This is a genomic window from Streptomyces sp. NPDC031426 (genome assembly GCF_055581585.1).
In genome coordinates, this window is record NZ_JBVIJE010000006.1 from 465414 (window position 1) to 491678 (window position 26265).

Below are 26265 nucleotides of genomic sequence, written 5' to 3' on the forward strand. Positions count from 1 at the left end.
GGATGCTTTCGGGGGGCCGGCCGGTGACGCGGCGCGGGACGCCTTCGGTGGCTCGGCCGATGACTCGCTCGGGGTGCGCGGTGGCTCGTCCGGGGATGCGGTGCGGGACTTTTTCGGGGGGCAGGCCGGGGATACGGCGCGGGATGCCTTCGGCGGGCCGGCCGGTGACTCGGTGCGGGACGCCTTCGGAGGGCAGGCCGGGGATACGGCGTGGGACGCCTTCGGGGGCTCGGTCGGACGCTCGGCGCGGGACGCCTTCGGTGTTCCGAGCGAGCAGGTGGCCCAGGAAGCGGCGGAACACGCTATCCATGAGCAGGCCGCGTCAGCCGGCCACGACACCGAGACCCGCCCGAAGGCGCCGCCGGAGACCTTCGCGGAGTCGACGATGGAACTGCTGCTCCCGGACCTGACGCAGGGACCCACGGCCGAGCGCCCGGACGCGCCGCGGGCACTGCCGATGGACCCGCCGGCCGCCGACGGCGGACGCGCCCCACAGGGGCCACCCGCACCCGACGACGAAAGCCGCACCGGTGGTACGGGTGGGAACGAATCCGCCGAAGGCGAAGCCGAGGCGGTCACCGCCAAGGGCCTCCCCAAGCGCACCCCCAAGATCACCGTACCGACCCAGGCCCCGCGCCAGCGGACCCGCTCTGTGGACGCCGAAGCCCTCCGCAGGAGACTCGGCGGGTTCCGCCAGGGCGCCCAGGCCGGCTACCGCGAAGTAGAGGCAGAGATCACATCACGTACCGAAACAGCCACGGGGGGCACAGCCGAGGAGGCAAGCAGTTGACCGCGCCCAGTACCTACGGACTGAGCAGTGAAGCCCGCAACCTGCACTGGCTGCTGACCAACCTGGTGGAGGAAGTCCCCGGCATCGAGTCGGTCGCCGTGGTCTCCTCCGACGGCCTGCTGCTCCTCTCGTCCGACCCCGGCCACACCGAGCAGTCCCGCCAGACCCGTCCGGGGAAGGGCCCCCGCGGCTCCTCCGCCGACCTGGCCACCATCGTCTCCGGCATCGGCAGCCTCACCGTCGGCGCCGCGAAGCTGATGGACCTCGGCGGCGTCAAGCACACGATGATCGCGATGGAGGAGGGCAGCCTGTTCGTGATGTCGATCAGCGACGGCTCGCTGCTCGGCGTGCACGGTTCCGCCGAGTGCGACATGAGCGTGGTGGCGTACCACATGGCGCTGTTCGTCGGCCGCGCCGGCCACGTCCTCACCCCGGAACTCCGCAGCGAGCTGCGCAAGTCCCTGGAGGCCGAGTCGCCGGGGAGCGCCCGATGAGCGGCCCCGCGAGGAAACTCCCCGTGCGCGGCGGCGACCGCAAACCCGCCCGCGTCCGCCCCTACTCGCTCACCGGCGGCCGTACCCGCTTCGGCCACGTCCTCCTCGTGGAGACGTTCGTGGCGGCCCTCGAAGCCCCCGAGGAGCGCAAGGAACTGACGAATGGCTCCCTCAGCACCCGGGTGATGCCCGAGATGCAGGCCATCGTCGAACTGTGCCGCCGTATGCGCACGGTGGCCGAGATAGCCGCGCTGCTGAGTATGCCGCTCGGCGTGGTCCGCGTACTCCTGAGCGACCTCGCGGACCAGGGAAAGATCCGTGTGTACGGCACCGGGACCGGTCACGGCACCGGCCGTCCGGACCGCGCTCTGCTGGAAAGGGTGCTGAGTGGACTCCGTCGTCTCTGACGCCGCCGCCTCCGCCGTCGGAGGCGCTCCCCTCGTCGCCGGATTCACCGAGGCCGACGAGGATCTGAAGTCCTGGCAGACGGGCCGCACCCGGGCCCCCATCGCCACGAAGATAGTCGTGGCGGGAGGCTTCGGTGTCGGCAAGACCACCCTGGTCACCGCCGTCTCGGAAATCACGCCCCTGCAGACCGAGGCGCTGATGACCGAGGCGAGCGAGGAGACCGACGACCTCACCGCCACGCCTGGCAAGCTCACCACCACCGTGGCCATGGACTTCGGCCGCATCACGCTCGACGACGACCTGGTGCTCTATCTGTTCGGCACGCCGGGCCAGCAGCGGTTCTGGTTCATGTGGGACGACCTCGTGCGCGGTGCGATCGGCGCCGTCGTGCTGGCCGACACCCGCCGCCTGAAGGACTGCTTCCCTGCGCTGGACTACTTCGAGAGCTGCGGGCTGCCGTACGTCGTCGCCGTCAACCACTTCGACGGCAGTGAGCTGTTCGAGCCGGACGACGTACGGGAGGCGCTGACGATCCCCGCGCACATCCCTGTCATGATCATGGATGCGCGGCGTCGGATCTCGGTCATCGAGACACTGCTGTCCCTGGTCGGCCACGCGCTGGACGAAACCCCCGAGTAGTCCCCGAGCAGTACCCGTTAGGAGTCCCCACCCGCATGCGGAAGATACTCGTCGTCGGAGCCGGCCAGTCCGGTCTCCAGCTCGCCCTCGGCCTGCAGTCGCACGGCTACGAGGTCACCCTGATGTCGAACCGGACCGCGGACGAGATCCGCACCGGCCGGGTCATGTCGACGCAGTGCATGTTCCACACGGCACTGCAGCACGAGCGCGATCTCCAGCTGAACTTCTGGGAGTCCCAGGCCCCGAAGATCGAAGGACTCGGCGTCTCGGTCGCGGCCCCGGGCTCGCACGACCCGGGCCCCACGCAGCGGGCGATCGACTGGGTGGGCAGGCTGGACGCGTACGCGCAGTCGGTCGACCAGCGGGTGAAGATGGCCGGCTGGATGGAGACCTTCGCACAGCGCGGCGGCCAGCTGGTCATCCACGGCGCCGCGGTCGGCGACCTCGACTACTTCTCCCGTACGTACGACCTGGTCCTGGTCTCGGCGGGCAAGGGCGAGCTGGTCCAGATGTTCGGCCGCGACGCCTCCCGCTCCCCGTACAGCGAGCCGCAGCGCGCGCTGGCGGTGTCGTACGTCCACGGTCTCGGCCCCCGCCCGGAGCACCCGGACTTCCTGGCCGTCCGCTGCAACCTGGTCCCCGGTGTCGGCGAGCTGTTCGTCATGCCGACGCTCACCACCTCCGGCCCGGCCGACATCCTGTTCTGGGAGGGCATACCCGGCGGCCCGCTCGACGTCTTCAACGGCGTCAAGGACCCGGCGGAGCACCTCTCCCTGACCCTGGAACTCATGGAGAAGTTCACGCCCTGGGAGTACGCGCGGGCGACGAAGGTCGAACTGACGGACGCGGGCGGCACGCTGGCCGGCCGCTACGCCCCCACGGTCCGCAACCCCATCGGCCGCCTCCCCGGCGGCGGCCTGGTCCTGGGCGTGGCGGACGTGGTCGTGGCCAACGACCCGATCACCGGCCAGGGCTCCAACTCGGCGTCCAAGTGCGCGGCGTCGTACCTCGCCTCCATCCTGGAGCAGGGTGACAAGCCGTTCGACGAGGAGTGGATGCAGGCCACGTTCGACCGGTACTGGAACACCGCGCAGCACGTCACCAAGTGGACGAACGCGATGCTCATGCCGCCGCCGGAGCACATCCTGAATCTCATCGGCGCGGCCGGCCAGCTCCAGCCGGTCGCCGACCGCTTCGCCAACGCCTTCAACGACCCCTCGGACTTCGAGAACTTCTTCTACGAGCCGGAGAAGACAGCGGCCTACCTGGCCTCGGTCACCGGCGCCTGACCGACGTTCATCGCCCTCGGACGGCCCACGGACGGCCCCGGCTGCACCGGGGCCGTCCCGATCGGGCACGTTTCCGCCTGGGCCGCTGCCGGCCCACCCATGACAGAGGTCTAGTCGGTTTCGGTGGCGGGGGCCTGGTCGTCCGGTCGTACGGCGCCGAGTACCGGATGGGACGCCAGCGGTGACAGCTGGACGTTCGCTCCGGGTCTCGGTGCCTCTACGACCTTGCCGTCGCCCACGTACATCGCCTCGTGGGTCGCGTCCGGGAAGTACACCACCAGGTCACCGGGGCGGAGGTCACCGAGCGGGATCCGCTTCAGGCGCTGCCACTGCTCCTGGCTGGTGCGGGGGATGGATCTGCCCGCGTATTGCCAGGCCTCGGCGGCGAGGCCCGAGCTGTCGTAGCCGTCGAGGCCCTGCGCACCCCACATGTACGGCTTGCCGAGCTGGTACAGGGCATAGCGCACCGCGCGGGCGCCCTCGGGGGAGGGCAGGCGGTTCGCGGGGAGGGAGCCCGCGGTGGCGAGCTTGTGCTGGGCCTCGGTGACGCCCCGCTGTTCCAGCGCGGCGACCGCGGCCAGCTGGGCCGGGGTGAGGGAGGCCAGCAGGCGTTCCACATCGGCCAGTTTTCTCTGCACGTCGTCGCGCTGCTTCTGCTGCCGGTCGGCGAGGGTGAGCTGGGTGTCCAGGGCCGTGCGGGCCAACCGGGCCAGCATGCCCCGCTGCTTCTCCGTGGCGGTCAGCCGGTTCACGGCACGGGCCTGCGCGCGGACCAGCTCACCGATGACATGGCCCTCGTCCAGCGCGTGCTGCGGATCGGGCGCGAGGAGCACGCGGACGTACGGGCCGAGGCCGTCGGTGCTCTGGTACTGCCGGCGGGCCAGCAAACCGGCATCGGTCCGGCTGTCCTGCAGGGCGAGGCGGGTGCGGGCGAGTTCACCGTCGAGGCGGGCCACCGAGGCGCGCTGGCGCTTCAGCTTCTCGGCGGTGGCGTTGTAGGTCTCGGTGGCCTTCTCGGCCTGACGGTACAGCTGCTGAAGGGACGTCAGCAGCTGGGGCACCGACTGCCGTTGGGCTTGGGCCGGTACGGACTGCTGTTGGCCCGATACCGGCTGCTGTTGGCCCGATACCGGCTGCTGAGGGCCCGATACAGGGTGCTGAGGGCCTGGCGCCGGCCGCTGAGGGCCTGGTCCGGGCCGATGCGGGTCCGGGGCGGCCGCGGTGGGGGCGGGCACGAGGACGGCCTGGGCCGCCAGCACGGTCGTACAGGCCAGGCGCAGAAGCATCCCTGACACGTCATCACCTCGGGTGCGGGGAGGGGATCCCGGCGGGCGGGCTGGTCGCCTCCTATCGCACCGCGATAATCAGATGTATCCGTGGGGGACGCGCTCCTGGCGTGCGCGGTTCGGCGCAGGCCTGTCACTCCTTCGTGTCGTCCGGCTCGCCGGGTGGCGTGGCGGCCGGCTTCGACCAGGGCCACCGGAGCCTTCCGCCGGAGGTGTCGTCGGGGTCGTACTGGTACTTCCACCCCTGGATCAGGCCCAGCCGCCTGCTGTGCCCCCTCGGCACACGGTGGTAGACGAGCACCGTGGGCGGGCCGCCGTCCGGGTCCGGGACGGGGATGCGGTACGTCTTCGGGGGGTGCCCGGTGGGCCCGACCATGACCGGCAGCACCCGCCCGTCCATGGGGCCGCCCTCGAAGGGGGTGTCCTGACTCTTCACGGCTTCAGTGTCAGCCTTCCGCGCCGAGTGCGCTGATGACGGCGGCCGTCTGCGGGTCCCGGGCCGCGGTGACCGAGAGTACGGCCACGAACTGCTCCACCAGCCAGGCGCGCAACTCCTCGACCGGGGGCTGCTTGTCCTCGTCCAGCCAGATCAGGGAGGCCGCCTCCACGGCCGTGATCCAGGTCCGGACGGTCATCCGCAGCCGGGGTCCGGGCTCGGCGACGCCGAGGTGGCTGTAGATGTGCTCGGCGGCGGCCCGCCGCACCCCGTCCACGATGGCCGTGGTCCGCGAGGTCTCCACCACGCTGCCGCCCTGGAGCAGCGCGCTGAAGCCGGTGTCGTGTTCGTCGACGAAGCTCAGGTAGCGGTCCAGGGCGCGGGACAGGCGGGGCAGCAGGGGGCCCTCGCGGGGCTCGTCGAAGCACAGCCGGAGCTCGTCGGCGGCCGAGCGCAGCGCGGCCTCGTACAGCTGCTGCTTGCCGCCCGGGAAGTACCGGTACACCAGGGGCCGCGAGACTCCGGCGGCCTCCGCCACGTCGTCCAGCGACACGTCCTCGGGGGCCCGGTGGGCGAAGAGGTTCAGGGCGGCGGCGAGGAGCTGGCTTCGCCGCTCCTCGACGCTCAGGCGGCGGTAGGCGGGGGTGGCGGCGGACGGGGTCATGGCCGTCAGCCTAATCGCTCCGCTCGGGGGGCCGGCTTTTGTCTGCCGGTCCGTTGTGGCTGGTCGCGTACACGGGGCGGAGCCGCACATCGATACGGCCCCGCGCCCCTCGGGGAACCGCAGCGCCGTCGGCTTCGAGGCGCGGCACCCCACAGCGAGCAGCGCCAACCCCCCGCCCGGCCCGGGCCTACGCCAGCAGCCCCGACGACCTCCACAGCCGCCGCCCGACCCCCCGCAGCACCCCGATGTCGTCCAAGAAGTCCGTCAGCCGCTTCGCCCCCGTCTGCATGACCTCGCGCCGGTGCCCGCTCGCCTTCACCTGGGCCATGGCCTCCCGCTTGTCCAGGCCCACGTTCGTGTAGACCTCGGGGTTCACGAAGGCCACCGAGAAGACCCGGGCGAACTCGCCGGACGTGACCCGGGTGAACTCCTGGGACCACTTCGGCGCCGTCATCATCTGGCGCCGCAGTTCCTCACGGGCGTACCGGACGTGCCGGGCCTCCTCGACCACGTGGATGCGGGTGACGCCGCGGATGAGGGGCTGGATCCGCTCGTCCGGGAACGTCAGCCGCTGCATCCAGTCCAGGACCTCCTCGCCGAGGAGGGTGGCGGTGAAGGAGCCGGGCGTGGTGGAGATGGTCTTGAAGACGCGGCCGAGGTTCTGGTGGACGCGGCTCACCGGGTACCAGGGCGTGCCGCCGTGCGAGATCAGGCGCGCGAACATCTTGGAGTGCCGGCACTCGTCCTCGATCTCGGTGAGGGCGTAGCGGACGTGCGCGCTCGTCGCGGCCTTGTCGTAGATGTGCCGGACCAGCAGCTGCATCAGGATGATCTCGAACCAGATGCCGAGCGAGGCCAGCGCCGCCGCCTCGTGCTGGGAGAGCAGGATCCGCTGCTCCTCGCTCATCCGCTTCCACATCGGCGTGTCGTACAGCGAGACCAGCTCCGGCGGCCAGAACCACTTGCCCTCCTCGAAGGGCGCGTCCCAGTCCAGCTCCTTGTCCGGGTCGAAGGAGTGCTTGGCGGAGGAGACGAGCAGCCGTTCGGCCACCTGCTCCCGGTCCTTGAGCAGGCCGAGCGCATCGCGCAGACCGTCCAGCGCGTCCGCTTCCGTCAGGGTCGTCATGGCTCCCTCACCTCGTTACCGGGGGGTACGTCGTCCTGCCTCTTATGAGACTGCCTGTCAGCAAGCCCGTCAATCCCTTGCACGTGACTTGTTGACTTCGCGTCTACGTGTGAGCCTGCGAGGTATGCCGACCCATGACCTGTACGCCAACGACCCCGGTGACCCCCTCTGGCAGGTGCCCGCGAGCGGCGCCGCCCGGTTCAGCTGGGAGTACGACGACGGCCGCGAACGCCTGCTCGCCCTGTACCAGAAGGGCAAGGACAAGCAGTGGGACGGGCAGCAGCGCATCGACTGGGACCTGGAGGTCGACCCGTACGACGCGCTGGGCACGCCCGAGGAGGCCATGTCCCTGTACGGCACCAAGTACTGGGACAAGATGACGGAGCGGGACAAGGGGGAGCTGCGGCGGCACTACGCCTCCTGGCAGTTCAGCCAGTTCCTGCACGGCGAGCAGGGCGCGATGATCTGCGCGGCGCGGATCGTGGAGTCGGTGCCCGACCTGGACGCCAAGTTCTACTCCGCGACCCAGACCATGGACGAGGCCCGGCACGCCGAGATCTACGGCCGGTTCCTGCACGAGAAGATCGGGCTCGTCTACCCGATCAACGACAATCTGCAGTCGCTGCTCGGCGACACGCTCCGGGACAGCCGCTGGGACATGCCCTATCTGGGCATGCAGGTCCTCATCGAGGGGCTGGCGCTGGCCGCGTTCGGGATGATCCGGGACACCACCGACAAGCCGCTGCCCAAGCAGATCCTGACCTACGTCATGCAGGACGAGGCCCGGCACGTGGCCTTCGGCCGGCTGGCCCTGAGGGACTACTACAAGCAGCTCACCGACGCCGAACTGCGCGAGCGCGAGGAGTTCGTCATCGAGGGCTGCTATCTGATGCGCGACCGGCTGCGGGGCGTGGAGGTCCTGGAGAACTTCGGCATCCCCAAGGCCGAGGCGGAGGAGCTGAGCGAGCGCTCGGAGTTCCTCCAGCTGTTCCGCAAGCTGCTGTTCAGCCGGATCGTGCCGTGCGTCAAGGACATCGGGCTCTGGGGCAAGCGGCTCCAGCAGGCCTATGTGGACATGGGCGTCTTCGAGATGGGCGACGCCAACCTGGATCTGCTGATGGCCCAGGACGAGGAACTCGCCGAGCAGTTGGACGCCCAGCGCTTCGCCGCCGAGGAGCGGGAGCGGATCGCGGAGGTCCGGGAGGCGATCGAGTCCGGGGCGGCGGAGAGCTGAGGCGCGTGCGGACCTCGGTGGCGGAGGGCTGCGGCGGTGGAGGGTTGAGGCGGTGGAGGGGTGCGGTGGGTGAATGGCTGTGGCACGCCCGGGCGCCCCGCGGCTTTCGGTCGGCCCTCAGCCGCCCCGCACCCCGCCGCAGATCCCAGCCCCGCACGTTCCGCCTGGTTCCCTGGCTGCCGGGCCGAGGCGCGTGCGGACCTCGGTGGCGGAGGGCTGCGGCGGTGGAGGGTTGAGGCGGTGGAGGCTGAGGTCCAGCGCGGGACGTTACGCCCGACACCCGGGCCCCCCGCGCCTTGTGGCTGGGGCTGAGGTGACTGGCAGGTCGTTCACCCCGGTGCAGTAGCGTGCGGACGTGTCCATGCCTCCGCCGCAGCAGCCGTACCCGAACGGCCAGCCGTACCCCAACGGCCCCCAGCAGCCGCCGAACCCGTACGGCCCGCCTCCGCAGGCCGCCCCGGGCCCGTACGGCCAGCAGCCCCCGCAGGCCGCCCCCGGTCCGTACGGCCAGCAGCCCCCGCAGGCCGCCCCCGGTCCGTACGGTTCCCCGTATCCGCAGCAGCAGCCGTACCCGCCCCAGCAGCCCTACGCCCAGCAGCCGTACCCGGGCTGGGGTGCGCCGTCCATGGCCCCGCTGCCGAAGAAGCGGCGGGTCGGGCTGATCCTCGGGATCGTGGGCGGCGTCGTCGTGGCGGTCGTCGTGGTGCTCGCCCTGATCGGGATGGCCGTGGAGAGCGGCTTCCCCGAGGCGAAGAACAAGCTCACGCTGCCCCAGACCCTGCTCGACGGCAAGTACCGGCTCGCCAAGGACCTCTCCGCCACCGAAGGCAAGAAGATCGAGGACGAGGCCGACGGCGCCTGGGACGCCAAGGACACCCACGGAGTCGTCGGCACCTACGCCCTGGGCGGTGACGCCGCCAAGGGCAACGTGGTGGTGTCGGGCATGTACGGCCGGTTCAAGAACGCCGACTTGGTCCGCCGGGAGGCGATGAAGGGCTTCGCCCAGGGCGGTAGCAACCCGGAACTGGCCGTCGCTCCCAAGGAGTTCCACCTGCAGATGACGATCAGCTGCGAAGTCGTGACCCAGGAGCAGACAGGCACGAAGATCACCATCCCCGCGTGCGTCTGGGCCGACGGCAACACCAGCGCCACCGTGGCCTTCGTGGACACGCCGCTCGCCTCGCAGAACCCGTCGGACGTCGATCTGGCGGCGCTCGCCAGGCAGACCGTCCAGATCCGCTCCGAGGCGGTCGAGCCGATCTGACCGTCGGTCCTCGGCCGGTGCTCACCGGCCGAGGACCGCCCGCATCACATCCCGCGCGATCGGTGCCGCGTCGCCGGCGCCGCTGATCTCGCCCCGGTTCGCCGAGGCGTCCTCCACCACCACCGCGACCGCCACCTGCGGGTCCATGGAGTCGTCGGCCTGCGCCCAGGAGACGAACCAGGCGTACGGAGCACCGGAGTTGCCGACCCCGTGCTGCGCGGTGCCGGTCTTGCCGCCGACCAGGGCGCCGGGAATGGCCGCCCGGGTGCCGGTGCCCTCCTGGACCACGTCGGCCATCAGCCCCTTGAGCTGTTCGGCCGTGGCAGGGTTGATCACCTGCCGTACCGGATGCGCCCCGCTCCCGGCCACCGTCTCACCGCTGTGCCGGGTCGTCCGCTCCACGAGGTACGGCGTCCGCAGCTGCCCGCGGTCCGCGACGGCCGCCGCGACCATCGCCATCTGCAGGGGCGTGGCCCGCGTGTTGTACTGCCCGATCGAGGACAGCGCCAGCTGCGCCCGGTCCACGTGCGGGTCGAAGGTGCTGGGCGCGACGGAGAAGGGGATGCGCAGCCCGGGGTCGTCGAACCCGAACGCCCGCGCCGTGGCCACCATGTTCTGCACCCCGACGTCCACGCCCAGCTTGGCGAACACCGTGTTGCAGGACCACTCGAAGGCCGACCGCAGCGAGGCGTCCCGGCAGCCGTCGGCCTCGTTGGTCAGCCGGGTCGTGGAGCCGGGCAGCCGGTACGGGTCGGGGGAGTCGGTGCGCGCGTCCAGGTCGGTGACCAGGCCCGCGTCCAGCGCCGCGGCCGCGGTGACCACCTTGAACGTCGACCCCGGCGGATAGGTCTGCCGTACCGCCCGGTTGAGCATCGGCTTCTGCGGGTCGTGGTTGAGCCGCTGCCACTGCGAGGCCACCGCCTTGCCGTTGCCGGACAGCACCCCCGGGTCGTACGACGGACTCGACACCAGCGCCAGGACGCGGCCCGTGGCCGGCTCGATCGCGGCCACCGCGCCCTTGCGCCCGGCCAGCCCCCGGTACGCCGCCTGCTGCGCGGCCCGGTTCAGCGTGGTGACGACGTTCCCGGCCGGAGCGAGCCCGCGCGTCATGTCGTTCCACAGCGGCAGGGGCGCCAGCACCGGATCCGTGCCGGAGAGCACCCCGTCCCCGGCGTGCTCCAGGAACGTGGTGCCGTACGACTGCGAGGAGAAGCCGGTGACCGGCGCGTACAACGGGCCGTCCTTGTAGCTGCGTTCGTAGCGCAGCTGCTCTCCGGTGTCCACGGAGCCGGTGACCGGCTGGTCGCCGACCAGGATGTCGCCGCGCGGATGGCCGTAACGGGCGATCTCGGCGCGCCGGTTGGCGGGATTGCCGTCGTAGACCCCGGACTGCACCACCTGCACCCGGGCCGCGTTCACCAGCAGGGCCGCCAGCAGCAGCGCGCAGAACCCGCAGGCGTGCCGGATGTAGCGCCCCATCGGCCGCCCGCCGCCGTAGTCGCTCACGCCGCCTCCTGCCCGTCGTACTGGCTGCGCGCCGAGTCGCTCACCCGGATCAGCAGCGCCACGATCGCCCAGTTGGTGACCACCGAGGAGCCGCCCTGGGCGAGGAACGGCATCGCCATGCCGGTCAGCGGGATCAGCCCGGTGACCCCGCCCGCGATCACGAACACCTGCAGCGCCAGGATCGAGGCCAGCCCGACCGCGAGCAGCCGGCCGAAGGGCTCGCGCAGGGCGAGGCCCGCCCGGTAGCCGCGCTCCACCAGCAGCGCGTACAGCACGAAGATCGCGGCGAGCCCCGCGAGCCCCAGCTCCTCGCCCGCCGTGGCCAGGATGAAGTCCGACTTGACGGCGAAGCCGATGAGGACGGAGTGCCCGAGCCCGAGCCCGGTGCCGAGCATTCCGCCGGCGGCGAAGGCGAACAGCGACTGGGAGAGCTGGTTCGGTCCCTGCCCGGCCTCGATGGTGGCGAACGGATGCAGCCAGTCCTCGATCCGCTGGTTCACATGCGGCTCCATCGGCCCGACGGCCATCGCACCGAGGACGGCGAGCAGCAGGCCGACCGCGATCCAGCCGGTGCGCCCGGTGGCGACGTACAGCAGCACCACGAACAGCGCGAAGAACAGCAGCGAGGTGCCCAGGTCCCGCTCCAGGACCAGCACGCCGACGCTGACCAGCCAGATGGTCAGGATCGGCCCGAGCACCCGCCCGGTCGGGAACTGCAGTCGCCACAGCCGGCGGCCCGTGTACGCGAGCGCGTTGCGGTTGGCGGCCAGATAGGCGGCGAAGAACACCGCGAGCAGCACCTTCGCGAACTCGCCGGGCTGGATGGAGAACCCGGCGATCCGGATCCAGATCCGGGCGCCGTTGATAGGCGGGAACAGGATCGGCAGTGCGAGCAGCCCGAGCGCGGTGGCCACGCACAGGTAGGCGTACCGATGGAGCACCCGGTGGTCGCGCAGCACCAGCACGACCCCGATGAACAGCGCGATGCCGAGCGTGGACCACACCAGCTGGGCCGGGGCCGCCTGGCCGCTCGGGGTCTCCCGGTCCAGCCGGTAGATCAGGACCAGCCCCAGCCCGTTGAGCAGTACACCGATCGGCAGGAACAACGGGTCGGCGTACGGCGCCCGGATGCGCACCGCGAGATGCGCGCACAGCGCGAGCCCGGCGAGCCCGGCGCCGTAACCGGCGGCGCCGGGCGGGACGGTGCCGGTCCGGGCCAGACCCACCGCGCAGTAGCCGTAGACGGACAGCAGCACGGCCAGCACGATCAGGGCGAGTTCGACGCCACGACGCCGGGGCAGGCGTGCGACGGGTGCGGGAGCCTGCTTGGCCGCTACGGTGGTTCCGGCCTTGGTCATGCCCGGAACCTACCCAAACAGGACGTCTTGTGTGTTGTGCCGGCCGGCGCCAGCGTGGCGTGGGGGCTTTACCGCCCCTCGACCACCGGCAGGACCAACGTGGCGACTGCCCCACCGTCCACCGCGTTGCCGAAGAACAACCGCGCCCCCAGGACCTCCGCCTGCCCCGCGGCAATCGTCAGCCCCAGCCCGTGGCCGGTCGCCCCACCCTCCGTGCGGAACCGCTGCGGCCCATGAGCCACCAGATAGTCCGGATACCCGGCCCCGTGATCACGTACCGTCACCACGGCCCCGTTCACCGTCAGGACCACCGGCGGCGCCCCGTGCTTGTGCGCGTTCGCCACCAGGTTCCCCAGCACCCGCTCCAGCCGCCGCCGGTCGGTCTCCACCCGGGCGTCGGCGAGGACGCGCACCTCCGTGTCGGTGCCTGAGGCCCGTACCACCCGCCGGGCCAGCGCCCCCAGCTCCTCGGTGTCCACCACCGGCTTCTCCCGCCCGGTGTCCAGCCGGGAGATCTCCAGCAGGTCCTCGGTGAGGGTGCGCAGCGCCGCCACCCGGTCCCGCACCAGCTCCGTCGGCCGGCCCGGAGGCAACAGCTCCGCCGCCGCGTGCAGCCCGGTCAGCGGGGTGCGCAGCTCGTGCGCCACGTCCGCGGTGAACCGCTGCTCGCTCAGCAGTTTGCTCTGCAGGCTCGACGCCATGGAGTCCAGCGCCGCCGCCACCGCGGCCACCTCGTCCTGCGGCCGGGACGAATCCCTCGTACGGGGGTCGTCGACCCGCGCGTCCAGGTCGCCCGCGCTGATCCGCCGGGCCACCCGGGCCGTGCCGTGCAGCCGCCGGGTCACCCGGGTCACCGCGAACACGCCGACCAGCACCGTCGCCCCGATCGCGAGCGCCGACGACCACAGGATCGAGGTGTCGAGCCCGCTGATGGTGCGGGACTGCTGCGAATAGTCGACCGCCACGGCGAGCGCCCGGTGCCCGGCCACCGGGCCCGCCGCCCACATGATCGGGCGTCCGTCGTGCTGGGAGACCATGGTGCCGCGCTTGCCGGCCGCCGCCAGGGCGCGCAGCGGCGCGGGCAGCCCCTCGGGGTCCACCCCGGCGTTCGGCAGCAGCGTGTCCCCGGCCTCGTACGCCTCGGTGGCGTCCGCGAGGCGGGCCAGGGCCTTGCCGCGGGCCTGGCCGACGGTCTGGTTGGTCACCGACACATGCACCAGGACGCCGAGCAGCGCGGCCAGCGCACAGCACATCACCGTGATGAACGCGGCCGCCTTCACGGCGAGCGGCCCGGCCCAGCGGGGCAGTGCGAGCCTCATCGCGCGCTCGCGGAGGAGGAAGCGGAAAGGGATGACGGTGAGACGGGTGAGACGGACGGTGAGACGGACGGTGAGGGCGAGGCCGAGGCCGAGGGCTTCTTGGCGCGCCGGCCCTTACCCGTGTGCAGGTACTCGTCGCGGGAGAAGACCATCGCGCGCTGCCCCGGGTCCCACACCCAGGTCGTGCGGTACTCGTAGCCGGAGATGTCGGCCGGCGAGCGCTCGATCAGTGACCGGCCGGCCAGCTCCACGCCGAGGATCGCGTCGTTGTCGGCCAGCACCTGCACCAGCCTGTGCTTCTCCACGGTGTAGACCCGCACGCCCGTCTGGTTGGTCGGGTAGAGCCGGAAGCCCAGCGTCATGTCGTCCCGGCCGTCGCCGGTGAGGTCCCGGTAGTACGGCTTCAGCAGCGGGCAGCGGGCCTGGTCGCCGCCCGGCCGGCAGTCCTTCAGCCGGTCCACGGTCGCGTGGTACGCCCCCTTCGACCCGTAGTCGTCCGGATGCGCCTTGATCTCGGCCTCGACCACCTTCACCGGGTCCACCTTGCGGATGTCGTCGCCGGGAACCGTGATGCCCTTCACGACGCTCCTGGTCGCCACGTCGTAGGGGTACGCCGGGCTCGACGCCGGACGCAGGTCCGGCCAGAGCTTGGCGGGGCTGACGGCGGCCGGGGTGGTGCCCGCGCCCCGCAGCTCGCCGGCGTCCCCGCAGGCCACCGCCGTCACCGACAGCAGGGCGACGACGGCCGCGGTGAGGGCGGTGCGCGCGGGACGGCGGGCTGGCACGGTGCTCCTGGGGTGTCGGGGTCGGTCGGGGCCCCGTACACCTTATTCGTAGACGCGGAAAATTCTTATGTAAGTCGTACGTAAGTCCTTTTTGCACCCGTGGGGGGTAGGTGCTGCTGGGAGAGAGGCTACTCGGCCAGCTCCTCCAGCAGCCGCACGGTCGACAGGCCCGCGCGCAGGTACTCCACGAACAGCTCGTTGTGCAGCGCCCACGCCGACCGCCGGGCCCGGATCAGCCGGATCACCTCGTCCGGCGCGGCATGCCCCCGCTGGACCAGCGCGTGCGCGACGACCAGACCCGAGCGGTTGTACCCGTGATAGCAGCGCACGAGCACCCGGCGACCGGCGTCCAGCGCCTCGTTCGCCGCCCGGGCCAGCCGGATCACCCCGGCGAGCTGCGTCCCGTCCAGCGGGCCGTCCGGTATCGGCCACACATGGTGCTCGACCCCCGGATCGGGGCCGTACCCCGGCAGCCGCAGCAGCGTCTGCACCACATCGAACTCATCACGTACGACGGCGAGCTCCGTCCGTCCCGAGCGGCCCAGGAACTCGTGCCCGCCCATCCACAGGCCGGGCACGATCTCGTTCCACGGGCTCTCCGGAGCCGGTACGTCGGGCTGCTTCCCGCGGATCCGCAACGGCGCCTCCCCAACTCCCCCAACCGGGGCCGCCCTCCACGGTAACCGGTCTTGCCCCAGGAGCGCCCCGCCTGTTCCCATGGTCCAGGGGTGATGGCGCATGAGCGCACTGCGCGTGGTGCCGGCCTATCGGCACGGCCGGGAACGGCTGTACGTCTGCCGCCCGGACGGAAGCAATGTCGCCTGGTACGACCGTGAGACGGGCCGGGTCAACCTGCTCGGCGAGGACAGCCGGGACGACGTACTCCAAGCCCTGAAACCGTTCCTGACCGGCCCGGTGACCGTCGGCGCACCGCCCGTGCCGACCCCCGCTGAACTCGCCCGGCTGACCCTGCACCCCGACGACGACCTGGCGCCCAACCGCCCCGGCGAGGCCCTGCTCGTCGCCCTCGACCGCGACCCCGGCCCCACCCACCGGCTGCGCCCCGACCCGCGCCGGCGCGCCCTGGCCGCCGAGGAGACCATCGGCACGGCCCTGGACGGCCTGGAGGGGGCCGGCTGGCACACCCTGCACTCCATCACCCTGCCCGGCGGCGACCGCATCCACCATCTGCTCCTCGGCCCCGGCGGCCTGTACGCCGTACACGCCCTGTACGCCCGCAAGGCCCGCGTCCTGATCGCCGACCCGATGGTCACCGTCGGCCGCCGCGAGACCGAGCCGCTGCTGCGCCGGCTGCGGTCCGTCGCCGACCGGGCCTCCTACGCCCTGACCGCCGAGGTCCGCCCGGTACTGGCCCTGGCGGGCCCGGCCGAGCTGACGGTGACCGCCCCACCGCGCGCGGTACGGATCCTCCAGGACACCGAGCTGGCGGGCCTGGCCCGGTTCGGTGGCGTGCTGAAGCCGGCGGACGTGGAGGCGCTGCACGGGATGGCGCGGGACCGGAATACGTGGGGGAGGGTGTAGGCCGGGGGTGGATCGGGGGGTGTCCGGGGGCGTGGATCAGGGGAGTGGGGCCGCCCCATCCGGGTCCAGCATGGGTGCCATCAGGTCACCGAGGTCCTGCAGCCGCGGCGCGATGTCCTCCGCCTGGAACTCCAGCTGAGCCGGGTTGCGGCAGTCGGCGACCTCTTCCCAGGTCACCGGCGCGGACACCAGCGGGGCCCGGCGGGCGCGCAACGTGTACGGGGTGGCCGTGGTCTTGCGGGCCGCGTTCTGGCTCCAGTCGACGAACACCTTCCCCGGCCTGAGGCTCTTCGTCATCCGGTGCACCACCAGCCGCGGCATCGCCCGCTCGGCCTCGACGGCGAGCGCCTTCGCGTACTCGCTCGTCCGCTCGGAGGACGAGCCCCGGACGGAGGCCAGCAGGTGCAGCCCCTTCGACCCGGCCGTCTTCGGGTACGCCTCGATGCCGTCCGCCGCGAGCCGCTCGCGTAGCCACAGGGCCACCTGGCAGCAGTGGACGACCGTCGCGGGCGCGCCCGGGTCGAGGTCGAAGACCAGCCGGTCGGCCTCGTCCGGGGTCTGCACCAGCCACTGATGGGTGTGGAACTCGGTGACGAGATTCGCCGCCCAGACGAGGCTCGCCAGATCCTGCAGCACCACCATCCGAGCCGGACTGTCCGCCGAGGACCGCGGCACCTCGGCGGTGGTGACCCACTCGGGCGTACCCGGCGGAACGTTCTTCGTGAAGAACAGCTGCCCCTCCGGTCCGTCCGGATAGCGCAGAAAGGACACGGCCCGGTCGCGCAGGTGCGGCAGGAGCACGGCGGCGCTGGTCGCGTAGTAGTGCACCAGCTCCGCCTTGGTGAAGCCGGTCTCCGGATACAGCACCTTCTCCAGGTTGCTGAGCGCGACCCGCCGCCCCTCCACCTCTGTGATAGGCGTCATACGATGACAATCCCAGACGAACAGGGTTAAGCGGTGTAACCGGCATATTCGTCGTAGTCGGTGGATCCTGTGGATCCGGAAGAAGCCGCGGATCCAGCGGATCCAGCGGATCCAGCGGATCCAGCGGATCCAGCGGATCCGGCAGATCCGACGGATCCGGCAGAGGAAGGGTGCGGCACGTGCGATCCATATGGAACGGGGCCATCTCCTTCGGGCTCGTCAGCATCCCGATCAAGCTGGTGAACGCCACGGAGAGCCACTCGATCTCCTTCCGCCAGATCCACACCGAGGACAACGGCCGCATCCGCTACCGCAAGGTGTGCGAACTGGAGGACCGCGAGGTCAGCCAGGCCGAGATCGGCAAGGGGTACGAGGACGCGGACGGCACGATCATCCCGATCACCGACGACGACCTCTCCCACCTGCCCATCCCGACCGCCCGCACGATCGACATCGTGGCCTTCGTACCGGCCGACCGGATCGACCCGCTCCAGATGGACGCGGCGTACTACCTGGCGGCCGGCGGCGCCCCCGCGGCCAAGCCGTACACCCTGCTCCGCGAGGCCCTGAAACGCAGCAACAAGGTGGCCATCGCCAAGTACGCCCTGCGCGGCCGCGAACGCCTCGGCATGCTCCGGGTGGTCGGCGACGCCATCGCGATGCACGGCCTGCTGTGGCCGGACGAGGTCCGCGCCCCCGAGGGCGTCGCCCCCGACACCGACGTCACCATCCGCGACAAGGAACTCGACCTCGCCGACGCCCTGATGGACACCCTCGGCGAGGTCGACCTGGAAGACCTCCACGACGAGTACCGGGCGGCCCTGGAGGTGGTCATCGCCGCGAAGGCCTCCGGCGAGGCCCCACCGGAGGCCCCGGCACCGGCCGCCGGGGGCAAGGTGCTGGACCTGATGGCCGCGCTGGAGAACAGCGTGCGAGCGGCCCGTGAGTCGCGCGGCGAGGTACCCGCCGCGGGCGAGGCCGAGGTCAGACCCCTGCCGAGGAAAGCCGCACCCAAGGCGGCGGGCGGCAAGAAGTCCACGTCCACGGCGAAGAAGGCAGCCACCGCGAAGAAGCCCGAACCGGCCCGCAAATCGACGTCGAAGGCGACGTCCAGGGCCACGTCAAAGGCGACGGCCAAGACGGCTCAGGGGACGAAGAAGAGCGCGACGGCCAAGACGGCTCAGGGGGCGAAGAAGACAGCAGCGAAGGAGACGGCAGCGAAGAAGACCGCGTCTCGCAAGCGGACGGCTTGAGGGCCGGGCTGGCACTGGTCAGTCGGTCCAGATCACCCATCTCTCCGATGGTCAGCCAGATGCAGGTGGCGTGGACGATGTCGATGACTGTGACCTGAGGGGCCCGTAGTCGAGCCACGGGTCCTGGAGGAACTCGTTCCGGTGGGAGGCATGGTCCAGAGCGCTGATCCGGAAGTACAGCGCACGTCGCGTCTGCTCGGATGCGTAGTTGCCGCCGATGTTGTGCCCGAGGAGGTAGTGCGCGAGCAGCAGGTCCCCCGCCCGTCCCTTGATCTGCTCCGGCTCGGGCAGGTCGATTGGCGGGTAGGCACAGAACATCTGCGGACCGTGATCACGGAAGTATGCGGCGTGGGTGAGATGCGTGCCTGGCCAGACCCAGAGGTTGCCGGAGTTCTCCGTGACCTGGTCGGACATCAGGACACCGGCCAGGAGCGTGAATGTGCCGCGGACCGGCTCGCCGGTCGGCTCCGGGTTGCCGGCATCGATGTGCGGAAGGCCGGGGCGGTGCGAGTACGGCGGGATGTTCAGCGCCACCTGGACCTGCCAGGGGACCTCCAGTGTCCCGGTCCCCGCCAGTTCCTCGGCGAGACCGAAGGCAGGGCTGCCGGTCAAAGGCGCCATCAGCGCCGGCTCGTCCTCGGTCCGGAGAAAGTAGAAGTGGCTGCCCTGCTTGCCGGCGGCTGGTGGATCGGCGGCGATGACCTCATCGATCCGCCGGGCCGCCTGGTTCAGAAGATCGTCCTGCACTACCTGCGGAACCACGACGAAGCCCCGCTCGGCGAACTCGTTCATCTGACTGTCGCTCAGCACTCGAGCACCCTAGAGCGACAGCGGCCGTGGCGGCGAAGGGATTTCTGCGACGACCGCCAACGCCGCCGATCACAGAAACGCCCCAGATCACCAACTGCCCGGATCGGATGCCGTCTATAGGACGTTTCCTTGGGACCGTCGTGCGGGCCGGATGAAGATGCTCGCGATGGGGAGTGCGGCACTGGACGCAAGATCGTGGCGTCGGCCATGACTCCGGCGGTCTCCGCGCCCCCCGACCGTAGCGGGGCGCGCTGAATCTCCTCCGTCGCCAACTCGCGGCCCTCGGCGACCAGGAGCACCCCGTCGCCACCACCGATGTCCAGGCGCGTCAGGCAGGTTCCGGGCCCGGCATCAGGACACCCCGAGGATCGCCGGAGCCAGGAGACTGGACCGATCCTTCAGTAGGTGCCGGCTGTCCTCACTGACGCCCGTGGGAAGCCCCCGCGGCGTGGCGATTCGGAGCGGGCGGGGTTACCTGCCATACGGCCCCGTGGAACCGAAAATGGCTGCACATACGCGAAGACCCCGACTTCAGCGTATTCGCTGGTGACGGGGTCTGTGGGCACCTTATTCCGGGTGCCCCCGGCAGGATTCGAACCTGCGCACACGGCTCCGGAGGCCTCGTGTGCATCACGTATAGGGGCTGGTCAGACGGGTAAACGTCCGCTGGCTCGTTCTTTCCGTCCACGTATAGTCCGCGTGGGCAGGCTGCGGACAGCTGTCCGAGTGCAGCCCACTCAGACGGCGGCGACGCCAGCCCCCCACAGAGACATCTGTACCGGCTCCGAATTACTTGTAGATGCTGTTCCGGACAGTGCGGCCTTGATGCTCTGCCCGATCGCTTGAGCGAGCAACGGCGGAACCGCATTACCGATTAGCCTCGCACCTTCCTCCCGGTTTCCGAGAAATACGAAATCATCTGGGAAGGACTGCAGGCGGGCGCCCTCTCGGAGGGTGATGGTTCGGTGTTCCTCGGGATGGCCAAACTTTCCTCGGGTAAAGCTGTCGAACCTTGCCGTGATAGTTACAGCCGGTTCATCCCATGACAGTCGGCCATACGTGTCCAGGTGACGGTGATTCCCTTGATGGCACGCAAGCTGAAGATGCTTAGGGAGATACTCACGGCCACCCCCTGGGGGGACATGCTTGATTCGCTCAATGTTGAGCTTGCTCAGCCTAGCTTCTCTGTAGTGGTTCGTGACTGACGGATGGCTGGACCCATCTTCGGGCGGCGATGGCAGATCCCGGATAGCGTCTCCGACCGTGCGTGGAGGCTCTGTCCTTGGCGCCGGCCAGGAAAAATGGGTGCCAGCAGGCAGCCCCACAAGGAACGCCCTCCGACGCCTTTGCGGAACGCCATAATTGGCTGCATCGAGAATCGCTGCGTGAACCTGGAAACCTAGATCCTGAGCCGCTTCTTCGACAGCTCGCAAGAGGTGCTTCCCGCGCACACTTTGGATGGCTGCAACATTTTCCATGAGAAACGCGCGAGGGCGCATCTCTTCGAGCCAATCCAGATAGCGAAGAACAAGGAGGTTCCTTGGGTCTTCGCGTGCACCTCTACGCTGAAGTGAGAAACCTTGGCACGGGGGACCCCCGGCGAGCAAGTCGACTTCGCCCCGCTTTAGCCCAGCGAGATTGAGAAGCTGGTCTCCACTGGTAGTGGCGGCATCAAGCACTTCCGCGCGGCACGAAAGGTTTTTGCGATGCGTATCTACGGCCACTTGACTGTTGTCGAAGGCCAATTTAACGGAATACCCAGCTCGGGTGAGACCCAAGCTGAGTCCACCAGCGCCTGCGAACGCGTCAATTGCAGTGAGCGTCACTGGACCAGCAACCCTCCGCGCCTGCGGATGCCGGGAATCAGCACCGAGAAGCTACTGCCAACGGGCTTGTCAGCCACTTCGAAAAGTCCAACCTCGGATTCCACTGGTGGCATGCCGGCTGCAATGTGCTCACCAAAAGCCTGAGCGGCTAGCGGGGGCACCGCGTTGCCGATCTGCTTGTAACGGTCATCGAACGGCCCCTGGAACTGCCACGTCGCGGGGAATGTCTGAAGAAGCCCTGCTTCTCTCGCCGTCAGACCACGGTCTTGTTCAGGATGAGCAAATCGTCCACAGCTAGGAGTTCTGCACCGAGCCGTGATGGTCGGCGCTGGGCCGGACCAAGCCAGACGTCCATATACGTCTGTATAACCACCGTGAGCGCCACGCGTGCGATCCAGGCACTCCGGACCCACTCCCGGCGGACGTGAGCCACCATCATGGGGAACTTGCTTCAGGATTTCGATCGTCGACGGCCGATGGCGCGACGTAACGTGCATTGGATCGTCTGGATTAGATTCACCACTGGCAATAGGTGGAAGCTGACCAATCCACTCTTTGACAGTAGCAAAAGACTCTGGCGTGTTGCGTACAGCGGGGAACGTCGGCGTCTGATGCAAAGACGCCAGAACTACGGTGCGGAACCGCTCTTGGGGCACGCCCAGCTGTGCCATGTTCATGATTCGTGCTCGAACGCTATAGCCAGCGTCCTGCAACTTAGAGCGAAATTCGTCGAACAAGTCCCACGAGCGAGCCGAGACTAGGTCAGCGACGTTCTCGACCATCACGACATCGGGCTTGAGTGTGACTGCTAGATCACCGAAAACGCTGAAGAGTTGATTCCGGCCTTTGCGGTCACCGCGGGTCTTGACATGTGAAGAGAAGCCCTGGCAGGGCGGTCCTCCTGCAAGGAGGAACTGGCGGTCACCGACCGCTTCACGCATTCGGGCGGCCCATGAACGCCGAGCGCCTGCGTCTTGGAGCGTCAGCAGGTCCAACTCATCCGGTGTGTGACCGAGGTTGGCAGCGTAAGTGGCGTTGGCCCACACGTCGTTGTCGGCCGCGTAAACCGCCTTGTACTGGCCCGTTGCTGCCAAGCCGGCCGACATGCCGCCACAACCGCTGAAGAGGTCAGCATACGCCCAGCCGGGCTCACCCTTGTCCATGCGATAGATCCTAGAAGCTCGGACTGACAGTGTGGTCTCGCAGCGCACCATCCAAGATGATCAGAGTTCGGCGGTGCGCCCGTACAGCCATGGGGACATGACAGTCTGTTGTGAACACAGCATGCCTCATCGATCATCCCCATGTGAGCCAAATCACTGCGCTAGGCTCGTCGTCCAGTGTCCGATCAGGTCGCTCATCCCATCTGCCTGCGTGGGGTCGACTGCGATGACGTCTACAGAGCACCCCGTGCTGACCCGGCCCAACCGTCGGATACCCGGAGGGCCGTGGAGAGCTGGCGTCACAAGTGCAGCGGCATCAGCAGAGAAAGCCCCGGCATGAGCGATGAGTTGATATATCTCGTCTTCCGTGACCTTTTCACCTGACTTCCTGTACTTCGCGTCAAGCAAACCGGTCCTGCCATCTCCGTAAATTACGATGTCTGGATCGGCTCTTTTGCGCATGGGCTCCCCTTCTCCTTCGAGTGCGTGAAATAGGGGAATCTTCTGAGACTTGCCGTCCGTCACCGTGAAGTTAGCTGGGGCTGTACTTCTGCACAGGGTGCGTACAGCCTCTTCGAATACTCGATCAATGTTGACCCAGGCGCTGAATGGCGAGGGGCCAGCATTATGAAAGTTGAACGGGACACCCCGTATTATTGTTTCCGCCGTGTGGAGAGTTTCTCTGAGGCCTATGCTGATGCTCGGAGAAAGGGACGGAAACGCTGGGTCGGGTAGCATCTGAGCTCCCGAAAGCATTTGCATGCATCGCTGCACCGTTATCCTTGCCTCATCGTGATGGCGCAGTAGGTGCTCAGCGCGATTGCAAGCGGCAAGTAGGTACCTATTGACCTCGGTGTCTTCGGATAGATTACGGTAACGGATCGCCAAGAGGTCATGCCGGCCACGACTCCACAGAGCGCGTACTGTTTCGCCGACATGGATCTTACCCCTGACTCGACTGCTATGCGCGGAAGTCGCTATATATTCTTTCTGTAGCCCGGCCGCCAACTCTCTTTCGACCATCGCGGAAAACGCTCGTGCAATCGCCGCAAGCGGCGGTAGGGTTGAACCGGGCTGAGCTGCTTGTGCGGCCTGCCTTCGCCCACTCGACGAAAGAGCGAGACACGCGTTGACAGTTCCCGGAACCATTTCATCGATAGTGATGACGAGGTTTTCGTGGACGACAATGGTGCCAGCGTATGGCCCAACTTCAATATCGAACCCAAAACGGCTTGGTCGAATGGAGGCCACCTTCGACTGAGCCCAGGAAAGATTCGATAGCTCTTCTAGGGAGTATCCAACTTCTTGACGAGTGAGCTGCAGGCGTCCGTACGTTCTGGTTCTCACGCCTCTTCCTCGGTGGCTGAGGTGTATCGCATGTGTCTCCAGACGTATGTATTTTCGATCTTCTCCGGGTTGGGATATGTGGTGATTCCACCCCGACGCAAGAAGTACCGCAATGACTCGTGCCAGAGATCATGCAGGTCACGTTCGTCGCGCATTCCGACAAATAGGCCGTGCCCGAAGGGGGTGTCTTCTGGGAGCCCGTCAAACCACTGAGTCACCTGCTTCCTAAGATCGCTCGCCATGCCCGCCTCTTGCAGGATTACTTCGAGGGCGTCACGACTGCGAGGAATCTCAATTTGACGCAACCTTCTCACCAACGCGTCGTCCATATTGACAACGCTTCGATCAGCAGGGTTCATCGTGGCGATGATGATTAGATTGGGCGCTATAGACACCCGTTTGTCCAGCCCGGGAACTAGGAAGGGGCGGTTTCTGTACTCGACGTAAGTGAGGAGTTCGCCGAGCACATTGGCGACGTCGGCTCTACTCAGCTCGTCAACGATTAGAACGTGCGTCTTGTCTGGCGATGCCAGTGCCGCATCGTTTATCTGCACAAGCGCTCCAGGAGAGGGCGCGAAACCTCCGTTACTGGGAGCAAGTCCACCGACAAACTCTTCGTACGTGAATGCGGCGTGGAATTGGACTGTCAGAATCCGGGTGGCGTCTCCTTCTGTAAGAGTCATAGCGACGTCCTGGGCCACCCTTGTCTTACCGGTTCCCGCTGGCCCGACGAGCGCGATAATTTGACGCCCTCCATAACGTCGGCATTTTTCGACGATGAGATTTCTTAGCTTACTGTCAGAGTCAGCCTGAATAGGTGATAGCTCAGTCGATGTTGCTCCGAGCCAACGCACGTACTCCCCTCGGTCTGCGAACTGATCGGGTAGTGGGGAGCTTTCGATTATTTCGTCAAGTAGTGGGACGAACTCTGAGTTGAGATACCGATAGCCGTCCTGTCGATCGCGGGGTTCCAAGAAGAGATTTTTGAAGGCGGCTCGGGAGAACCATGTGTCCAGCCTGTCTGACTGGTTGCTTCCTTTGTCAGGGCGGCGGGGGCCAAGAATCTGCTCCATTACGGCAGGGTCATTCGGGTCGTACCCCGCCTGCGTGCGCGCTTGAGCGATCTTTTCTATCGCGGGTTCAATGTCGGACTCCCTCAGGCATGTGGTCACGCATCGTCCCAGTTCCTCCCAGTGAAGCTTGTTATCTAGCTTCCTCATGATGCGCCAAATCGCCAATAGCGGCCTGATGTCGGTTCCCGGTGGGTAATTGTCTCGGGTTAGGGGGCTCGCGAGCTGATACCGAGCCAGCGCTGGCGCCACCATCTGGGCGAGTTGAGTGCGATAGTTGAGAAAGACTTGTTGGCCGAAATCGTCGATGCGCTGGTACTGCTCGTTCAGGAGAGTCAGCAGGCTTTCGCCGAGTTCAGTGGACTGCAAGATGCCATTTTCTTCATAGAGCAGACCAATTCCACGGAACAATGCCATGTATGTTCTGAAGCGCTGATTAGCCTGCTCCTGTAGCTCTGGCGCGACCTGCTTGCTCCTGATTTGCAGCTTTTTGCGCACTTCTTCGTAAGGTGCCGACCACTGCGTCCCCGCAGAACTGAGCATTGCGTGGAGGGCAGCCGCACCTACGTCTGCGGGCCGTGCCATGGCTCGCAGGTCTGGTACAACGTCACGTCCTGAAAGATCCCAGTGCTCTTGCATGGAGGTAGGTTGCCACGCTGAGGATCTTCGTGTGGTCGGTTGCCGTGTAGTTGAGGCCGAAGCCCAACGATGTGGCCGGCGGAGTCTCAATGACCGAGTCAGGTGACGAGCGCCGGCCGATGGTGTGGCCGGCGCCTGTGTAGGCCAAGGCTTGAAGTCTGGCCTCATCCTCATCAGGTCGATCACGGGGAGTCGGCGACATCGGTCAACCCGTCGGGATCCTCGGCTGATCGTCCAGTGAGGTGCAGCGTCGGTCGCCGGTGTCCGCGCTTGTTGATGTCAGCCGTTGATGTCAGCCGTCGCGAGGGGACTTCACCAGGCTGGCCCGGCTCATCTGGTACTCATCACCCGCTCGCCGTGGATCTTGGCGGCCTGCTGCCACTTGCATGCAGTGCAACGTTCCAGATACGCGTATGGCGAGGCATCCATGGCCTCCGCTTCCGTCATGACTGCGAAGTTCTGGCGGCTGTGCACTCGTCCGCATGGTGCGTCAGCCGAGTGGTAAATGGTCAGCTCCGGGCCTGGAGTCGTACGCACGAGGCACGGGAGCTTATCGCTCGTGTCTGCCAACTGCGTGAGTACCTGATCAACCATGGCAAGTTGACCATCGAGGTCCCTCTGTAGCTGGTCGAGCTTCTTGCGGTGTTCATCGAGAATCTTCAGCTTGCGGAGTCGAAGAGCCTGCACGTGTTCAGCGAAGGACACGCTTCCCCCCTAGGAAGTGCTAACTGGGATGAACACTTCTTAGTCCAAAAGTGCAGGTCATATCCCGCCAACGGCACTCCAGGGGTGAAGAATAAGCGTTTTTGTCCGCCGCCCACATGTCGTGTGTTATAAGCGCGGCCGGTGGAGCGGCTTTGGGCTGGAGCTGCTTTGGCGCGAGTGATCAGGGCCCATTACGCTAGCCCGCGAATCGGGCAGGCTTGTGGACCTGCCCGTTAGTGCCCGATTTTGGGCCCTGATCTTCGAGGCTCGCGCCAAAGTGGCTGCCTAAAGCCCAAGGCCATGAAGTTTATGGGCTGATGGGTGCTGTCAACAGGATGTCGATGCTGACGGTGGCCTTGTAGGTGTGTCGGTCGACGCGCAGGCTCTT

General features: G+C 68.0%; 24 protein-coding genes, 1 tRNA gene and 1 pseudogene. 9 read left to right on the forward strand and 17 right to left on the reverse strand.

Translation table 11 applies throughout. The features are described 5' to 3' along the window. From ACZ5NH_RS15360 to ACZ5NH_RS15380, 5 genes and pseudogenes are all read left to right on the forward strand, one after another. A pseudogene (locus tag ACZ5NH_RS15360) lies at window positions 1-790 on the forward strand (hypothetical protein); the annotation flags it as partial. Continuing rightward, window positions 787-1284 carry a roadblock/LC7 domain-containing protein gene (locus ACZ5NH_RS15365; protein WP_468775421.1) on the forward strand — a complete coding sequence of 166 codons (498 nt, stop codon included), beginning with the start codon at window positions 787-789 and terminating at the stop codon, window positions 1282-1284. The pseudogene ACZ5NH_RS15360 and the gene ACZ5NH_RS15365, both read left to right, overlap by 4 nt. Then, window positions 1281-1691, forward strand: a complete 411-nt coding sequence (locus ACZ5NH_RS15370) for a DUF742 domain-containing protein (protein ID WP_450981216.1) — start codon at window positions 1281-1283, stop codon at window positions 1689-1691. Before ACZ5NH_RS15365 ends, ACZ5NH_RS15370 begins: the two co-directional genes overlap by 4 nt. Next, window positions 1672-2331: a GTP-binding protein gene (locus ACZ5NH_RS15375; protein ID WP_468775423.1), complete on the forward strand. Its 660-nt coding sequence runs from the start codon at window positions 1672-1674 to the stop codon at window positions 2329-2331. The genes ACZ5NH_RS15370 and ACZ5NH_RS15375 overlap by 20 nt, the downstream gene beginning before the upstream one ends. 35 nt (window positions 2332-2366) lie before the next feature. Further along, on the forward strand, window positions 2367-3620 hold the full coding sequence (locus tag ACZ5NH_RS15380; RefSeq protein ID WP_468775425.1) for a styrene monooxygenase/indole monooxygenase family protein: 1254 nt from the start codon (window positions 2367-2369) through the stop codon (window positions 3618-3620). A gap of 110 nt (window positions 3621-3730) precedes the next feature. Here ACZ5NH_RS15380 and ACZ5NH_RS15385 read toward each other — a convergent pair whose 3' ends face one another. The 4 genes from ACZ5NH_RS15385 to ACZ5NH_RS15400 all read right to left on the reverse strand — a co-directional run bounded on the left by ACZ5NH_RS15385 (window position 3731) and on the right by ACZ5NH_RS15400 (window position 7132). Next, entirely contained in the window at window positions 3731-4906 is a 1176-nt protein-coding gene (locus ACZ5NH_RS15385) for a C40 family peptidase (protein ID WP_468775507.1), read from the reverse strand. Window positions 4907-5039: 133 nt separating this feature from the next. Next, a complete protein-coding gene (locus tag ACZ5NH_RS15390) occupies window positions 5040-5342 on the reverse strand; it encodes a hypothetical protein (protein ID WP_468775427.1) in 303 nt (100 codons plus the stop codon). Window positions 5343-5352: 10 nt separating this feature from the next. Then, on the reverse strand, window positions 5353-6006 hold the full coding sequence (locus ACZ5NH_RS15395) for a TetR/AcrR family transcriptional regulator (RefSeq protein ID WP_468775429.1): 654 nt from the start codon (window positions 6004-6006) through the stop codon (window positions 5353-5355). A 187-nt stretch (window positions 6007-6193) separates the two neighbouring features. After that, window positions 6194-7132 (reverse strand): AurF N-oxygenase family protein, encoded by a 939-nt coding sequence (locus ACZ5NH_RS15400; RefSeq protein WP_388620827.1) that lies wholly within the window; start codon window positions 7130-7132, stop codon window positions 6194-6196. 124 nt (window positions 7133-7256) lie between these two features. Between ACZ5NH_RS15400 and ACZ5NH_RS15405 the strand changes: the two genes are divergently transcribed. Both ACZ5NH_RS15405 and ACZ5NH_RS15410 read left to right on the forward strand, forming a co-directional pair. Continuing rightward, the gene (locus ACZ5NH_RS15405; protein ID WP_388620829.1) at window positions 7257-8366 is read left to right on the forward strand and encodes a ferritin-like domain-containing protein; all 1110 of its coding nucleotides are present in this window, start codon (window positions 7257-7259) and stop codon (window positions 8364-8366) included. Window positions 8367-8727: 361 nt separating this feature from the next. Further along, window positions 8728-9630, forward strand: coding sequence for a hypothetical protein (locus ACZ5NH_RS15410; RefSeq protein WP_468775509.1), 903 nt, complete (start codon window positions 8728-8730; stop codon window positions 9628-9630). Between the two features lie 21 nt (window positions 9631-9651). On the opposite strand, the gene ACZ5NH_RS15415 is transcribed toward ACZ5NH_RS15410, so the two are convergent. The 5 genes from ACZ5NH_RS15415 to ACZ5NH_RS15435 form a co-directional block, all read right to left on the reverse strand. Beyond that, complete coding sequence (locus ACZ5NH_RS15415) at window positions 9652-11109, reverse strand: penicillin-binding transpeptidase domain-containing protein (protein ID WP_388621087.1); 1458 nt, start codon at window positions 11107-11109, stop codon at window positions 9652-9654. 23 nt (window positions 11110-11132) lie between these two features. Beyond that, window positions 11133-12494 (reverse strand): FtsW/RodA/SpoVE family cell cycle protein, encoded by a 1362-nt coding sequence (locus tag ACZ5NH_RS15420; protein ID WP_468775432.1) that lies wholly within the window; start codon window positions 12492-12494, stop codon window positions 11133-11135. A gap of 68 nt (window positions 12495-12562) precedes the next feature. Continuing rightward, the gene (locus ACZ5NH_RS15425; RefSeq protein ID WP_468775434.1) at window positions 12563-13813 is read right to left on the reverse strand and encodes an ATP-binding protein; all 1251 of its coding nucleotides are present in this window, start codon (window positions 13811-13813) and stop codon (window positions 12563-12565) included. Continuing rightward, entirely contained in the window at window positions 13810-14598 is a 789-nt protein-coding gene (locus ACZ5NH_RS15430) for a hypothetical protein (RefSeq protein WP_468775436.1), read from the reverse strand. The genes ACZ5NH_RS15425 and ACZ5NH_RS15430 overlap by 4 nt, the downstream gene beginning before the upstream one ends. Before the next feature lie 128 nt (window positions 14599-14726). After that, entirely contained in the window at window positions 14727-15236 is a 510-nt protein-coding gene (locus ACZ5NH_RS15435) for a protein-tyrosine phosphatase family protein (RefSeq protein ID WP_451556548.1), read from the reverse strand. Between the two features lie 100 nt (window positions 15237-15336). Between ACZ5NH_RS15435 and ACZ5NH_RS15440 the strand changes: the two genes are divergently transcribed. Then, the gene (locus tag ACZ5NH_RS15440; protein ID WP_468775438.1) at window positions 15337-16140 is read left to right on the forward strand and encodes an NERD domain-containing protein; all 804 of its coding nucleotides are present in this window, start codon (window positions 15337-15339) and stop codon (window positions 16138-16140) included. Window positions 16141-16176: 36 nt separating this feature from the next. On the opposite strand, the gene ligD is transcribed toward ACZ5NH_RS15440, so the two are convergent. Continuing rightward, a complete protein-coding gene (gene ligD / locus ACZ5NH_RS15445) occupies window positions 16177-17064 on the reverse strand; it encodes a non-homologous end-joining DNA ligase (RefSeq protein WP_468775440.1) in 888 nt (295 codons plus the stop codon). Between the two features lie 179 nt (window positions 17065-17243). Here ligD and ku point away from each other — a divergent pair, with 179 nt between their 5' ends. Further along, entirely contained in the window at window positions 17244-18317 is a 1074-nt protein-coding gene (gene ku / locus ACZ5NH_RS15450) for a non-homologous end joining protein Ku (RefSeq protein WP_468775442.1), read from the forward strand. A 51-nt stretch (window positions 18318-18368) separates the two neighbouring features. On the opposite strand, the gene ACZ5NH_RS15455 is transcribed toward ku, so the two are convergent. From ACZ5NH_RS15455 to ACZ5NH_RS15485, 7 genes are all read right to left on the reverse strand, one after another. Then, window positions 18369-19127: a phytanoyl-CoA dioxygenase family protein gene (locus ACZ5NH_RS15455; protein ID WP_468775444.1), complete on the reverse strand. Its 759-nt coding sequence runs from the start codon at window positions 19125-19127 to the stop codon at window positions 18369-18371. Window positions 19128-19704: 577 nt separating this feature from the next. Beyond that, window positions 19705-19771 (reverse strand) — tRNA-Arg (locus ACZ5NH_RS15460). A gap of 93 nt (window positions 19772-19864) precedes the next feature. Next, complete coding sequence (locus ACZ5NH_RS15465; RefSeq protein WP_468775446.1) at window positions 19865-20953, reverse strand: DNA cytosine methyltransferase; 1089 nt, start codon at window positions 20951-20953, stop codon at window positions 19865-19867. Further along, window positions 20950-22116 carry a DNA cytosine methyltransferase gene (locus ACZ5NH_RS15470; RefSeq protein WP_468775448.1) on the reverse strand — a complete coding sequence of 389 codons (1167 nt, stop codon included), beginning with the start codon at window positions 22114-22116 and terminating at the stop codon, window positions 20950-20952. The genes ACZ5NH_RS15465 and ACZ5NH_RS15470 overlap by 4 nt, the downstream gene beginning before the upstream one ends. A gap of 153 nt (window positions 22117-22269) precedes the next feature. After that, window positions 22270-23265 (reverse strand): 5-methylcytosine restriction system specificity protein McrC, encoded by a 996-nt coding sequence (locus ACZ5NH_RS15475; protein WP_468775513.1) that lies wholly within the window; start codon window positions 23263-23265, stop codon window positions 22270-22272. Window positions 23266-23459: 194 nt separating this feature from the next. After that, window positions 23460-25172, reverse strand: a complete 1713-nt coding sequence (locus tag ACZ5NH_RS15480; RefSeq protein ID WP_468775450.1) for an McrB family protein — start codon at window positions 25170-25172, stop codon at window positions 23460-23462. A gap of 330 nt (window positions 25173-25502) precedes the next feature. Next, entirely contained in the window at window positions 25503-25877 is a 375-nt protein-coding gene (locus ACZ5NH_RS15485; protein WP_468775452.1) for a hypothetical protein, read from the reverse strand. Window positions 25878-26265 lie beyond the last annotated feature (388 nt).

What these genes read in the sequence shown, in the direction of transcription:
- ACZ5NH_RS15370 (WP_450981216.1), top strand. Translation starts at nt 1,281, where the DNA reads ATGAGCGGCCCCGCGAGGAAACTCCCCGTGCGCGGCGGCGACCGCAAA.
- ACZ5NH_RS15380 (WP_468775425.1), top strand. Translation starts at nt 2,367, where the DNA reads ATGCGGAAGATACTCGTCGTCGGAGCCGGCCAGTCCGGTCTCCAGCTC.
- ACZ5NH_RS15385 (WP_468775507.1), bottom strand. Translation starts at nt 4,906, where the DNA reads ATGCTTCTGCGCCTGGCCTGTACGACCGTGCTGGCGGCCCAGGCCGTC.
- ACZ5NH_RS15395 (WP_468775429.1), bottom strand. Translation starts at nt 6,006, where the DNA reads ATGACCCCGTCCGCCGCCACCCCCGCCTACCGCCGCCTGAGCGTCGAG.
- ACZ5NH_RS15400 (WP_388620827.1), bottom strand. Translation starts at nt 7,132, where the DNA reads ATGACGACCCTGACGGAAGCGGACGCGCTGGACGGTCTGCGCGATGCG.
- ACZ5NH_RS15405 (WP_388620829.1), top strand. Translation starts at nt 7,257, where the DNA reads ATGCCGACCCATGACCTGTACGCCAACGACCCCGGTGACCCCCTCTGG.
- ACZ5NH_RS15410 (WP_468775509.1), top strand. Translation starts at nt 8,728, where the DNA reads ATGCCTCCGCCGCAGCAGCCGTACCCGAACGGCCAGCCGTACCCCAAC.
- ACZ5NH_RS15415 (WP_388621087.1), bottom strand. Translation starts at nt 11,109, where the DNA reads ATGGGGCGCTACATCCGGCACGCCTGCGGGTTCTGCGCGCTGCTGCTG.
- ACZ5NH_RS15420 (WP_468775432.1), bottom strand. Translation starts at nt 12,494, where the DNA reads ATGACCAAGGCCGGAACCACCGTAGCGGCCAAGCAGGCTCCCGCACCC.
- ACZ5NH_RS15425 (WP_468775434.1), bottom strand. Translation starts at nt 13,813, where the DNA reads ATGAGGCTCGCACTGCCCCGCTGGGCCGGGCCGCTCGCCGTGAAGGCG.
- ACZ5NH_RS15440 (WP_468775438.1), top strand. Translation starts at nt 15,337, where the DNA reads ATGAGCGCACTGCGCGTGGTGCCGGCCTATCGGCACGGCCGGGAACGG.
- ligD (WP_468775440.1), bottom strand. Translation starts at nt 17,064, where the DNA reads ATGACGCCTATCACAGAGGTGGAGGGGCGGCGGGTCGCGCTCAGCAAC.
- ACZ5NH_RS15470 (WP_468775448.1), bottom strand. Translation starts at nt 22,116, where the DNA reads ATGGACAAGGGTGAGCCCGGCTGGGCGTATGCTGACCTCTTCAGCGGT.
- ACZ5NH_RS15475 (WP_468775513.1), bottom strand. Translation starts at nt 23,265, where the DNA reads ATGGTTCCGGGAACTGTCAACGCGTGTCTCGCTCTTTCGTCGAGTGGG.
- ACZ5NH_RS15480 (WP_468775450.1), bottom strand. Translation starts at nt 25,172, where the DNA reads ATGCAAGAGCACTGGGATCTTTCAGGACGTGACGTTGTACCAGACCTG.